Origin of the sequence: Myxococcus sp. CA023 (assembly GCF_010998615.1) — a bacterium.
In the GTDB taxonomy this organism is placed as follows: Bacteria; Myxococcota; Myxococcia; order Myxococcales; family Myxococcaceae; genus Myxococcus.
In genome coordinates this window covers 31,333-42,965 of record NZ_JAAEAH010000013.1, presented here as the reverse complement: position 1 = coordinate 42,965, position 11,633 = coordinate 31,333, and the positions used below count along the sequence as shown (strand labels likewise).

The following is an 11,633-nucleotide window of genomic DNA, read 5'->3' as shown; positions in this document are numbered from 1 at the left end:
GCGCGCCTCAGAGGAACAGCTGCTCGATGCGCCTCCTCACGTCGTCGTGATGGAAGGTGATGCCGTGCATCTCCAGCTCACGTTCGATGACGTCTGGAAGCTCTCGGCGGATGTCGCGAACCAGGTGCCGCTTGAGCGTCACGAGCGACAGCCGAGGTTTCGCGGCCAGGTCCCTCGCAATCTCGTAGGCGTGGGGCAGGACTTCCTTGCGCGGCAACACCGGAAAGGGCACGCCCCGCTTCTCCAGGTCGGCGCCGCGGTAGTTCCTGGCGTTGAGCAGGAGCTCATGCCCGAGCGAGTACCCCAGCCGCTTAGGCACGATGTACGTGGCGCCCATCCCCGGCGTGAAGCCGTAGCGCATGAAGTTCGTCGTGTAGACGCTCTCCCGGCTCAGGACCACGAAGTCCGCGAACAGCCCCATCGCGAACCCACCGCCCACGCCATGTCCCTGCATGGCGGAAATCACCGGGATGTCGCACTCCAGTGCGAGGCTGTAGAAGTTGGTGGCGTTGAAGGAGCCGATGCCGTCGCAGATGGACAGCAGGCCGGCCTTGGTCCCGCCGAGCGCGAAGTAGGTGTCGTAGCCGGTGAGCACCACCGCGCGGTAGCGCTCGTTCCCATTCACCTTACCGAACACGGTGATGAGCTCGCGCACGAGCTGCTCGCTGAACATGTTCTTGTTCTCGCGATCCACCAGGGTGATTTGCGCCACCCCATCCTCCACCTCATGGAGCGTGACCACCGGCGCCATTGGCGTTCCTTCCGTCATGTTTCCCATGGGAGTCGGCCTGTCTCCACGTAGCGATGGATGGCTTCCAGCGTGGCGCGGTCGGAGAACATCGTCTCGTTGGCGGAGATGGCCCGGGGCATGGCCGCGAGCAGCTGGCCGCCCAGCTCGGAGGCGTACTTCTTGTACTGGGCCACCGCTGGCTTCGACAGGCACCGCAGCCTGCGCAGGTGGAGCCGCAACAGCTTCTCGCTATCAGCGTCCACCGCGTCCGCCAGCCCCCAGCTCAGCGCCTGGGCCGCGTCGATGGGCCGCGTCATCAGCGTCAGGTAGTGCGCCCTCTGGATGCCGATTCGCCGGGCGAGGAACGGCATCACGCAGGCGGGGAACAGCCCGAACAGCAGCTCCGAGAGACTGAACTGGACCTCCGCCTTCGCCAGCACGATGTCGCACGCGGCGACGAAGCCCAGGCCGCCCGCGTTGGCCTTGCCCTGCACATGGGCGACCGTCACGTAGGGGCCTGTCGCCAGTTGCAGCCACAGCCGGTACAGCTGCTCCGCGTTGCCTTGCTCCCGGCGGCCGTCGTCGACCCGGTCGTGAATGGCTCGAAAATCCGCGCCCATGCAGAACACGTGTGGCAGGCCTTCGAGCACCACCGTGGTGGCGTGCTCCTCACATAACGTGAGCACCTGCTGGCACTCGTCAATCAGCGTGCGGCTGATGGTGTTGTCCGCATCCGGCCGGTGGAGCTGGAGGAAACAGGTCTGCGCCTCGAAGCGGACCCGGAGCGTCTGGTAGTCGCGGTGCGGAGGGGAAGCGGCTTGCATGGGCGTGTCAGCTCTCCGTGGCGATCCGGCGCACGGCGACAGCGGTGTTGATGCCGCCGAAGCCGTAGGCGAGCACCAGCGCGTTCTGGAGGGACTGGGCCTCCGCGGTGGCCCCCACCCAGCGGAACGATGAATCAATCGGGTCCACCAGGTTCAAGGACGGGTGCAGCCGGCCCTGCTCCAGTTGGACCAGCGTGGCGATGAGCCCCACGGTACCCGCCGAGGCCAGGCCGTGCCCGGTGATGGACTTCGTGGTGTTGACCCGGGCGTGCGTCAGGCCGCACGCCTTCAAGGCCCCCAGCTCGATGGCATCCCCCTGACGCGAACCGCTGCCGTGAGGATTCACGTAGTCCACCCGCTCCGGCGCGAGGTCCGCGTGCCGCAGCGCAGCCCCAATCACCTGCGTCTCCCCTTCGATGGACGACAACGGGCCGCGGCTCGCGTCCAACTGCATGGCCCAGCCCGACAGGACGCCGCGCGGAGTCACCCCGCGTCGCCGAGCGTGCTCCGCAGACTCAACCACCACGGCGCCGCACGCCTCTCCAAAAATGAAGCCATCACTCTCCCGGTCGAAGGGCCGGCATGCACGCTCCGGCTCCCGCGCGAACCGGTCGGTGCCCATCGCGCCCATGGCCCGCAGGCCCTGGCATTCCCAGTAGGAGACGTCCATCAGCGCCCCCACGGCGATGCACACGTCCACCCTTCTTGAGAGCACCGCCTCCGCGGCCTGGATGATCGCCAGCAGGCCACTGGCCGATGCGCCTCCCACCGTGAAGGACATCCCGTGGATGGCGAACTGCTGCGTGCAGAGGCCCACGAGGTCGGTGTCCATGAAGGTCGACCCGTAGGCCGCCCGCAGAAAGGGCACCCGCTCGCGATAGGCGTCTTGCATCAGCACCAGGTCGCGCTGCTGCACGTTGGTGCCCCCCACCACCAATCCAATCCGGTGTCCGGGGACGGCCTGGAGGCGCGCCGCGTTCCAGGCCTCGTGGACCGCCACCAGGGTGGCCTGTCCCGAAAACGTGGCCGAGCGCCACAGCTGCGGGGTGACGCCTTCAGGTACGGCCAGCGAGGGGATTTCCGCCCCCAGGTGAGCTGTCGTCTGCCCGTTGGACTGGTGCTGGCGGCCCGGCCGCTCCATCACCCGGAACCGCGCGGCGCCCTCCATCAGCGCCGAGGTGAAAGCCGCGGCCCCCTGGCCAATGGCGGAGGTGACCCCGAACCCGGAGACAACCAGCTCCTGCACAGGTGAGGTGGACATTCAGTGGTCTCAGCAACCGGACGGCACACCGGCTGAGGCTCTCAACGACGCCCCGGAGAGATCAGGCATTCGCCCACGTCGCGGGCGCGGCGGTGGCCGGTGCGGGGGCGCCCCGCTTGTTCGCGGTGATGAGGCGGGTCAGCACGCGGCCGGGGCCCAGCTCCTCGAAATCCTCCACGCCCTGCTCCAGGAGGTAGCGGACGGTGGCCGTCCACTGCACCGGGCTGCGCAGTTGCAGAGCCAACCCCTGCACCACGTTGTCATGAGCGTAAGGTCGGCCCGTGACGTTGGAGATGACCACGCACCGGAGCGGCGCGTACTGGAACTGAGACAGGAAGCGCTCGAACTCGCTGGCGGCCGGCTGCATGTAGCGCGAGTGAAACGGCGCCCGCACGTTGAGCGGAACGTACCGCGCGCCACGGTCCACGAAGCACTGCCGTGCCCGCTCGATGTCCTGCGCCGGTCCGGAGACCACAATCTGGTCGGGCGAGTTGATGTTGGCGATGTCCAGGCTGGTCAGCTGATGGTCTCGAAGGACCTGTTCCACGGCCACGGCATCACAGCCCACCACCGCGGCCATGGTCCCTCCGGACGCGCCGCTCATGAGCTCGCCCCGCCGCTTCACCAGCCGCAGTCCTGTCTCGAAGTCGAAGGCCCCCGCGACCAGCAGCGCGTTGTACTCGCCCAGGCTGTGGCCCGCGACGAAGGCCGGCTGCTCCGCGCCCTCGCGCACCCGCTTCAGGTAGCTGAGCGCGTTCACCACGTACAACGCCGGCTGGGTGAACTGCGTCTGCGCCAGCTCCTTGCCTGGGTCCTCCAGGCAGAGGCGCTTGATGGAGTAACCCAGGATGGCGTCGGCGATGTCCGTCAGGCCCGGGAACTCGTCGAAGAGCGCGGCCCCCATGCCGCGCTCCTGCGAACCCTGCCCCGGGAAGAGCGCGGCCTTGCGGGCATTCACCGGCGCGCTCGCCGCTCCTCGGGTGTGCAGCGCCCAGGGCGAGCTCGGCGGCGGCACCTGCGCGGGCGCCCTGGGTGCGGGCGCCTCCGTCATCGCGCAGCTTCGCGTCACCCCATCGAGCTCCCGGTCGATGCGGGAGAAGGGGCTGAGCAGCGGGAAGAGCCGTGACGTGGAGTCCCGCGCGAGGATGCGCTTGATGATGGTCGCGAAGGACGCGGCGGGGCCGACGTCGATGAAGTCGCAGCCGCCCTGCCCCTCCAGTTGCAGGACGGTGTCGTACAGCCGGATGGGCGCGCGGACCACGTTCCAGAAGTGGTCGCTGCGCAGGTCCTGTACCCGGTTCGCGGTGGTGCACGAGTACATGGGGATTCGCGGCCACGTCAGCGAATCCGCGCGGACGCGGCTTCGGTACTCCTCCCTCAGCGGGTCCAGGTGCGAGGAATGGAAGGGGTAGCGCACCGGCAACCGGTGGAACGCCACCGAGCGTTGGGAGAGTTCCTGCTGAATCCGTCCCAGGCCCGCCTCATCCGCCGCCAGGACGAAGTTCGACGGGTAGTTGATGGCTGCAACCTCGCCATCCCGCGCGACAGACGTGAAGCCCCGGCAGGCTTCCAGTTCGTGAAGCACCGCGAGCATGCCGCCCCGCGGCGCCGTACGGGCAAAGAGCTGGGCCTGCGCCGCCACCAGGGCCACGGCCGCGTCCACTGAGATTGCGCCCGCAATCGCCGCCGCCGCCACCTCGCCCATGCTGGCGCCCACGACTGCGTCCGGCTGGATACCCCGGTCAATGAGCAGCCGCGCCAGTGCATGCTCAATCATGAAGATGGCGGGAAAGGACACCAGGACGTCGTCGAGCGGATCCAACCGCGCGGCGCGCGCGTCATAGATTCGCTCGAGAATCGAGTGCCCCAGCCGCTGCTTGAATTGCTCGTCCAGCTCCAGCAGCTGCCGCTTGAACCCCGCCTGGGTGTCAAACAGCTCCTTGGCCATGAAGTACGACTGGGTGCCCTGGCCGGAAAAAAGAAACACCTTCCGCCGTGCCTGTTTCGACACTGAATCGACCATGATGTTCACCGCGCTGGAGATGGTGGGGCCAAGCGGTTCAGCTCGGCAGCCGCGACTCGACGATGATGGGCACGCCCTGGGACGGCGCCAGCGTGTTGCTCCGGCGCACCACCTTCGCGTGGTAGCCGGGCCTGGTATCGAAGCGCATGCGGCGCACCGTCTCCGAGACGAAGATCTTCATCTCGTAGTAGGCGAAGCTCGTCCCGATGCACTTCCGGATGCCTCCTCCGAAGGGGAAGTAGTGGAACGGGTTCACCCGCTCCTCCAGGAAACGCTCTGGCCGAAAGACCTTCGGGTCTCCCCACAGGTCCGCACGATGGTGCGTGCCGTAGATGTTGGGCGACAGCACCACGTTCGCCGGGTACGTCGTGCCGCCAATGGTCTGCGGCTCCTTGAGCACGCGAGCCACCAGACTGAAGACAGGCGTGATGCGCATCGTCTCCTTGACCACGGCATCCAGGAACTTCAGCTCGTTGATCTTCGCCAGCGGCAGCACGCCGTCCACCGTGTGGGCCGCGATCTCCTCGCGCAGCTTGCCCATCGCATCCGGGTGACGGCAGAGGTGGTAGACGCACCACGCGGCGATGGTCGCGCTCGTCTCGTGGCCCGCCATCAGCAGCGTCATCAGCTCGTCGCGCAGCTCCTGGGGCGTCATCACGGTGCCGTCGTCGTAGTGCGACTGCATCATCAGCGAGAGCACGTCCTGCCGTCCGCTGATGTCCTGACTTCGGCGGTCCTGAATCTCCTGGTAGATGATGTCGTCAATCGCCTTCAACGACGCGAACACGTCCAGGGAGGGAAACGCCTTGCCCACGGCCCGCGCGAAGCCCTCGGCGGCGGGCTTGCCCTCCCCGTTCGGGAACAGGAACAGGGCCAGCTTGAGCACCTGGTGCACGTGGTGCCGGAACTGGGCAATGGTCCGGGCGTCCTCCAGGCCGAAAATCACCCGGAGAATCACCTCCAGCATGATCTGCTGCGTCTCTTCATGGACCGCGAACGGCTTTCCAACGGGCCACCGGTCAAGCGCCGCATTGACGATGTCCCGGATGACCGAGCCATACGCATGCATCCGCTCACCCAGGAAGGTGGGCATGATGAGCTTGCGATCACGCCGGTGCCGCTTCCCATCCAGCACCAGCAGCGAGTTCTCGCCCACCACCGGCTTCAAGCCGTTGTTCGCCTTTCCTCCGAGGAAGAGGTCGGGGTCACCCTTGAAGATGACCTCGATCAAGGCGGGATCGCTGGTCTGGATGAACGGCGGCGTCCCCGGAATCTTGAGGGTGAAGGTGTCACCGTACCGGGCGGCGCAGCGGTCCAGGAACTCCGTGGGCCGCAGGAACAACATCATCAACTGCGCGATGCCGGGCATTGCCGGACCGCGAGGCAGTGCCTGGGCGCCGACGGGCGCGGCAGGCGGTGGTTTTGACAAGGCGCGGTCCGACTCAACTGGCTCTGAGGTCCCCATGAACTCCAGTCCTTGGCCCGGCGGCCGACCGCACACCCATGGCGGGGCCTATCCGGGAGACAACTGCTGACGCGGCTCGCGGAACGACTCCAGGATCATCAGGGCGGCCCCTACGACTACCGCTGTGTCCGCGATGTTGAAGGAGGGCCAGTAGAAGCGGTCCCCCACGTGCCATGACACGAAATCCACCACGTAGCGCAGGCGCACCCGGTCCACGTAGTTGCCAAACGCGCCGCCAATCATCGTCGCCAGCGACCAGCGCTGGAGCTTCATCGTCGGCGGCGTGTAGAAGTAGTAGCCAATCAGCAACACGATGCAGATGGCGCCCACGACGTAGAAGAAAGGCATGCGCCATTCTTCGCCGAAGCTGGAGAACAGACCGAACGCGCCCGCTCGGTTCTCCACGTAGTGGAAGTGCCACCAGCTATCAAAGACCGCGACGGGCCTTTTCGCCCCATCGCGCGCCATCTGTTTGGTGACTTGATCGGCCGCGAACCATGCGCCGCCAACGGCAAGCAGATAGCCCAGGCGGGCAGGCCAGTTCGTCAAGGAAGGAGTGTTCATTCGTCGGAATTGGAGGTGGCGTATGAGCTACACCCACTCGTACTGACGATGATAGTCCACCACCCTCCTCAAGGCGAGCATGCGCGGGCGGCTCGCCGTCCGCGTCACCAGCGGGAGATAGCGCTCCACGTCCACGTCCCGGTTCTTCGTTGGAACCAGGCAGCGCAGGTTCTCTTTTAGCAATTCGACATATTGGTCGAACGTGAGCTGGCGGCGCCCCCGGAGGTGGCCACCGATGTCCAACCCAGCCAGCGCGGACACGGACTCCGGGCCGATGACGCCGCTGAAGAACTCCGACGAGCAACCCGACCCATAGGAGAACATTCCCACCCGAGCGGACCGCTCGGGCTTGATGGTGTCGATGATGCTGCACAGGCTCAGGTACACGGAGCCGGAGCACAGGTTCCCGACCAGGCTCGGGTACTGCAGTGACGGCTTCACGCGCCGGCCGAAGTCCGCTTCGATTTCGTCCACGTCGCACGGGGTGAGCTCGCGCATCATCTTGCGGTGCCCGGCCTTCACCAGTCCGGCGAACGGCGTGTGCATCGCCAGGTAGTCGAACGTCGACACGAAGTCCACGCCGTCCACCCGGCGGCCATACGCGGCGAAGCTGTGCTTGAGGCAGTCCAGGTACGTGAAGAGCGACCGGTCCACGTCGCCAATGTCAATCTCCGGTGAGGGCCGCGCGGTGTCGAAGACGTCATAGCTGTAGTTGCCGAACGCCCCCAGGTCCATCTTCATCACGCGAGGCTCGTCGCCCAGCAGCACGGCGACGCCGCCGGTGCCCATCGCCGGCTCTGAGTACAGGCCGCTCTCGTCCACCAGCGTCACGTCCGTGGCGATCACCAGGGCCTTGGCCCCCGGTGACACGCCCGACGCGATGTAGCCCAGCGCCAGTTGGAGCGCTCCGGTGGCGGCGTAACACGCCTGCTTCACCTCCAGGAACCGGCAGTGGCGGCTCAGCCCCAGGTGCTCGTGCGCATACGAGGAGATGGACTTGCTGAAGTCCACGCCGGACTCGCTCGAGGTGACCAGGAGCTCGATGCGCTCCCGGGCCTCGGGCGACATCGCGTCCAGGATGGGCCGCGCCGCGTTGACCGCGTTGGTGACGGGGTCCTCGAACGGCAGCGCGACGCCGCGCTCCTGCATCATCAGGTTGGAGAAGCGCTCGGGGTCCAGCCGCCGGCCCCGGAACAAGTCCAACACCGGAATGGAGGCGGCGCCGCCGTAGGCGTTGATGGCCTCGATGCCGACTCCGCCGGGAACCCGCTCAGCCACGCGCGACCTCACCGGCCAGGAACGCCACCAGCGCGTCGATGTTGCGGATGTCGGCGAACTTCGCCAGGGGCGTCTTTTGCAGCCGCAGGCTGTCCAGGATGGACGTGAGAATCTCGACCCGGTCCACGGAGTCCGCGCCCAGCTCGCGGAGGTTCAGGTGGCCCGCAATCTCGTTGGAGCGCACGCGGGGCAGGACGCGCACGATGGCCTGATGCACGACTCCGCGGATTCGTTCGTCTGTCATCGGCTCACCCACGGCGGCCTCCTTCCGAAGCGGCGTCGAAGCGCACCTTGACCGTCGCCACGGCGATGTCCCGGCCCTGCGCGCCCTCGCGCATCTTCACGTTGAACAGCTCTTCCCCGCCGCCCACCCGCTCCCAGTGCCGCACGTCGATGTCGAAGGTGGTGTCCAGCGCCGCGTTGCCGAGGAAGCACAGCTGCTGGTCCAGCACCACGCGCGACAGGAAGGCCTGCTCGCTGCGGCCCTGATGCCTCGCCAACTGCCAGATGGCCCAGTCCACGATCGAGAAGTACGAAGCGAAGTAGATGAGCCCCACCCCATTGACGTCCCGGATGACGTCCACCGCGTAGCGCAGCGGGAAGCGGTCCACGGTCAGCCGATACTCCGCGGAGTCCACATCGTGGAAGGTGCCCCGCGCCCGGGCATCCCCATATGCCCGCCGCGGCGAGTACTCGTCCGGAAGGAGCGGCAGGTGTGCGTACTGGAACCCCACGGGAGAGGACTTGATCAGGCTCTCGTTCGACTTGCCGTCCGATCGCGTGATCCACCGGTTGAAGGTCTCCGCGTAGATGCAGCCCGGCTGGGGCCGATCGTACAGCTCTTCATGGCCGAAGGCGTCCGCCTCCGGGGCGCGGCCCTCCGCCGCCTTGCAGATGCGGTGCACCGTCAGGACGGACTCACTGCCGAAGTTGTACGCCTTCGACGTGACGTCCAGCGTGTCGCCAAAGCGCAGCGCGCCGGGATGCAGCGCGGGGGTACCCCGGATGCGGAAGTAATAGAAGGCCAGGTAGGTGGGCGAGCCGGCGTCGTTGGTGGCGGTCAGCACGTCCGTGCCACACAGTCGGCTGACGGTGTCCCAGGCCCAGTCGCCAATCTGCCCGGCGAACAAGGACGTCTGGCCGCACATGCTGGGGGTGATTCGCAGCCGGCGGCTCACCGCGCTGTCACTGGTCGTCAGGGGGACGGCCGTCGCTACGCTGGACATGGCTTTGCTCGAGTCCCCGAGACTAGGAAATCCATTGGTAGTCGCGGTGGAAGTCGCGAATCGCCGACAGGAAGAGCAAGGGCCTGCCCCACCCGCCCGGCCGGATGCTGCTGACGACACCGAAGTCCAGCTCGGCGTTCCGGGTCCCGAAGCGCACCAGGCCATTCCCCTTCAGCAGCGCGTCGTAATCCGGCATGGAGAGCTGCTGCCGGCGACCCAGCGCCTCTCCCAGCCCCAGGGCGCGCTGCCGCTGCTGCCCTTCCTGCGTCACCACGCCGCTGAAGAACTCCGAGCTGCACCCCGAGCCATACGAGAAGCAGCCAATCCGCTGCGCGGTGGCGAAGTCGCCATGGTCGATGGTCCCGAGGAGCGAGAGCGCCATCGTCGCGCCCATGATGTTCCCCACGCGCTGGCAGTAGCTCAGCCCGGGGGCCACCCGCCGCTGGAAGTCCGCTTCGATGTCCCCGCGGTTCTTGCCGGAGAACTTGCGCATCATCGTGCGGTGGGCGCCCTTCACCATGCCGCCAAACGGCGTGTGGAAGGCGAGGTAGCCGAAGCTCTCCGCGTAGTTCGCCGCGGGGACGCGGCGGGTGTACTCCCGGAAGGCGTTCTCACAACAGTCCAGGTACGAGAGGAGCGACAGGTCCGCGTCTCCCGCTTCGCTGTCCGCCACCGGGCGGCAGGTGTCCATCACCTCGTAGCCGTAGTAGCCGTTCGCCCCCACGTCGACGCGGAACACCCGGGGCGTGTCGCTCACCAGCATGGCCACCGCGCCCGCACCCGAGCTCGGCTCCGCGAAGGACCAGTCCTCCGTGGAGGCATCTCCCCCTTCGGCGATGGAGAAGCGCGACAGGTCGGAGGCCACCACCAGGGCCTTGGCCCCCGGCGACACGCCGGACAGGATGAAGTTGACGGCCATCTGCAGCCCGGCGACCCCGGAGTAGCAGGCGCTCTTGAGCTCGATGAGCCGGCAGTTACGGCTCAACCCCAGGTGCTGGTGCAGGTAGGTGCTCATGGCCTTGCCGAAGTCGAACGACGACTCCGTGCAGGCCACCAGCAGCTCGATGCTGTCCCGCTCCGCCGCGGTCAACTGGTCCAGGATGGGCCGTGCGGCATTCACGCCGTAGGTGACGGGGTCCTCATAGGGGAGCGGAACGGTCTTCTCCTCCATGAGCAGGTTCGCGAAGCGGGAGGTGTCCAGGCCCCGGTGGGTCGCCAGCTGCAACACATCCAACCTGGCGATGCCACAGAAGGCATTCATGGCTTCAATCCCGACCGGCCCCATGGTTTCGCCTCACAGCCTCGAGTGAAGGACGTCCACCAATCCGCCAATGGTCTTCGCGTCAATCAGCTCGACCCGGGGGATGTTGAGCGCCAGCTTCTCCAGCGTGAGGTTGACGATTTCGGCGCGGTCGAGCGAGTTCGCCCCCAGGCCGACCAGATCATCTTCGGACTCGAACGGATGTGATTCGAGTTCGGGAACCACCTCCCGAACACTGCTGGTGACGATGTCGAAAAGAATCTTCTTGTCCATGGAACGACTCACGGCCCCTGAAGCCTTGCTGCGGGTCGGGGTGACGGGGGAATGTAAAGGGATGTCCGCGGAATCAGTCGGTGATCGGTTCCAGCTGCTCAGCGCTCACCTCCACGGACACCGAGCGCTGTAGCAGCCCCACGGAGACGATGAACCGGAGCTGGCTCTTGCTCGTCACCAGACTTCCTTCCAGACCTGTCAGGGGCCCTTCGACAATGCGCACGCGCTGCCCCGCCCGCAGATAGTCACAGGGATTGGAAGAGACACCCGAATCCGCGACCCGGCGGATGGCCGCCAATTCCTGTTCGGGAACGGCTTCCGGCCCCGCTTCGCCCCCGAGCAGCCGGATGACCCCGGGCGCCCGAACGATGCGGTACGGATTGAGCGGCTGGTAACGACAGAAAAGGTACCCGGGGAAGAGCGGAAGCTTCGCCTTTACACCCGAGGACTTGGGAGGCGTGTACGTCGGCAGGAAGAACTCGTAGCCGTGTTTCCCCAACTGAGCGGCAGCCACTTTCTCGTGATTGACGCGGACGAGCAATGCAACCCAATCGTTCTCAGCACACCGCGGCCCAGGCATTGCAACTTTCCCCCAGCCTGCTATTTCTCAGAACCTGGCAATAATTGATACGCCGACCGAATTCTGGTCAGGCTGCCGCCACAACCCCCGCCCCATCCTTGCGTTCAAACCGCTGACAGCCCCGTCTCAAATTCCGGCTGTCTGGGTC

12 protein-coding genes are annotated in these 11,633 nt (G+C 66.6%); all 12 read right to left on the bottom strand.

The features are described from left to right. Window positions 1-7: 7 nt before the first annotated feature. The 12 genes from F8M74_RS08000 to F8M74_RS07945 all read right to left on the bottom strand — a co-directional run bounded on the left by F8M74_RS08000 (window position 8) and on the right by F8M74_RS07945 (window position 11,485). Window positions 8-751 carry a polyketide synthase gene (locus F8M74_RS08000; RefSeq protein WP_141253030.1) on the bottom strand — a complete coding sequence of 248 codons (744 nt, stop codon included), beginning with the start codon at window positions 749-751 and terminating at the stop codon, window positions 8-10. A gap of 14 nt (window positions 752-765) precedes the next feature. Then, window positions 766-1,554, bottom strand: coding sequence for an enoyl-CoA hydratase/isomerase (locus F8M74_RS07995; protein WP_141253013.1), 789 nt, complete (start codon window positions 1,552-1,554; stop codon window positions 766-768). Between the two features lie 7 nt (window positions 1,555-1,561). Beyond that, complete coding sequence (locus F8M74_RS07990; protein WP_141253014.1) at window positions 1,562-2,815, bottom strand: beta-ketoacyl synthase N-terminal-like domain-containing protein; 1,254 nt, start codon at window positions 2,813-2,815, stop codon at window positions 1,562-1,564. Between the two features lie 61 nt (window positions 2,816-2,876). Then, window positions 2,877-4,838 (bottom strand): ACP S-malonyltransferase, encoded by a 1,962-nt coding sequence (gene fabD / locus F8M74_RS07985; protein ID WP_216619757.1) that lies wholly within the window; start codon window positions 4,836-4,838, stop codon window positions 2,877-2,879. A 37-nt stretch (window positions 4,839-4,875) separates the two neighbouring features. Further along, entirely contained in the window at window positions 4,876-6,207 is a 1,332-nt protein-coding gene (locus F8M74_RS07980; protein ID WP_141253016.1) for a cytochrome P450, read from the bottom strand. 144 nt (window positions 6,208-6,351) lie between these two features. After that, complete coding sequence (gene lspA, locus F8M74_RS07975; protein ID WP_228559562.1) at window positions 6,352-6,852, bottom strand: signal peptidase II; 501 nt, start codon at window positions 6,850-6,852, stop codon at window positions 6,352-6,354. A gap of 42 nt (window positions 6,853-6,894) precedes the next feature. Then, entirely contained in the window at window positions 6,895-8,145 is a 1,251-nt protein-coding gene (locus F8M74_RS07970; protein WP_011553955.1) for a hydroxymethylglutaryl-CoA synthase family protein, read from the bottom strand. Then, window positions 8,138-8,389 (bottom strand): phosphopantetheine-binding protein, encoded by a 252-nt coding sequence (locus tag F8M74_RS07965; RefSeq protein WP_141253031.1) that lies wholly within the window; start codon window positions 8,387-8,389, stop codon window positions 8,138-8,140. Before F8M74_RS07965 ends, F8M74_RS07970 begins: the two co-directional genes overlap by 8 nt. 4 nt (window positions 8,390-8,393) lie before the next feature. After that, window positions 8,394-9,371, bottom strand: coding sequence for an LnmK family bifunctional acyltransferase/decarboxylase (locus tag F8M74_RS07960; protein ID WP_141253018.1), 978 nt, complete (start codon window positions 9,369-9,371; stop codon window positions 8,394-8,396). A 22-nt stretch (window positions 9,372-9,393) separates the two neighbouring features. Then, window positions 9,394-10,632, bottom strand: a complete 1,239-nt coding sequence (locus tag F8M74_RS07955; protein WP_141253019.1) for a hydroxymethylglutaryl-CoA synthase family protein — start codon at window positions 10,630-10,632, stop codon at window positions 9,394-9,396. Window positions 10,633-10,665: 33 nt separating this feature from the next. Beyond that, on the bottom strand, window positions 10,666-10,917 hold the full coding sequence (locus tag F8M74_RS07950) for an acyl carrier protein (protein ID WP_228559566.1): 252 nt from the start codon (window positions 10,915-10,917) through the stop codon (window positions 10,666-10,668). Between the two features lie 61 nt (window positions 10,918-10,978). After that, on the bottom strand, window positions 10,979-11,485 hold the full coding sequence (locus tag F8M74_RS07945) for a transcription termination/antitermination NusG family protein (RefSeq protein ID WP_141253020.1): 507 nt from the start codon (window positions 11,483-11,485) through the stop codon (window positions 10,979-10,981). Between the last annotated feature and the right edge of the window lie 148 nt (window positions 11,486-11,633).

Coding starts and splice junctions, on each gene's coding strand:
- F8M74_RS07945 (WP_141253020.1), bottom strand. CDS start 11,485: ATGCCTGGGCCGCGGTGTGCTGAGAACGATTGGGTTGCATTGCTCGTC.
- F8M74_RS07960 (WP_141253018.1), bottom strand. CDS start 9,371: ATGTCCAGCGTAGCGACGGCCGTCCCCCTGACGACCAGTGACAGCGCG.
- F8M74_RS07980 (WP_141253016.1), bottom strand. CDS start 6,207: ATGCCCGGCATCGCGCAGTTGATGATGTTGTTCCTGCGGCCCACGGAG.
- fabD (WP_216619757.1), bottom strand. CDS start 4,838: ATGGTCGATTCAGTGTCGAAACAGGCACGGCGGAAGGTGTTTCTTTTT.
- F8M74_RS07995 (WP_141253013.1), bottom strand. CDS start 1,554: ATGCAAGCCGCTTCCCCTCCGCACCGCGACTACCAGACGCTCCGGGTC.
- F8M74_RS07955 (WP_141253019.1), bottom strand. CDS start 10,632: ATGAATGCCTTCTGTGGCATCGCCAGGTTGGATGTGTTGCAGCTGGCG.
- F8M74_RS08000 (WP_141253030.1), bottom strand. CDS start 751: ATGGCGCCGGTGGTCACGCTCCATGAGGTGGAGGATGGGGTGGCGCAA.
- F8M74_RS07965 (WP_141253031.1), bottom strand. CDS start 8,389: ATGACAGACGAACGAATCCGCGGAGTCGTGCATCAGGCCATCGTGCGC.
- F8M74_RS07990 (WP_141253014.1), bottom strand. CDS start 2,815: ATGTCCACCTCACCTGTGCAGGAGCTGGTTGTCTCCGGGTTCGGGGTC.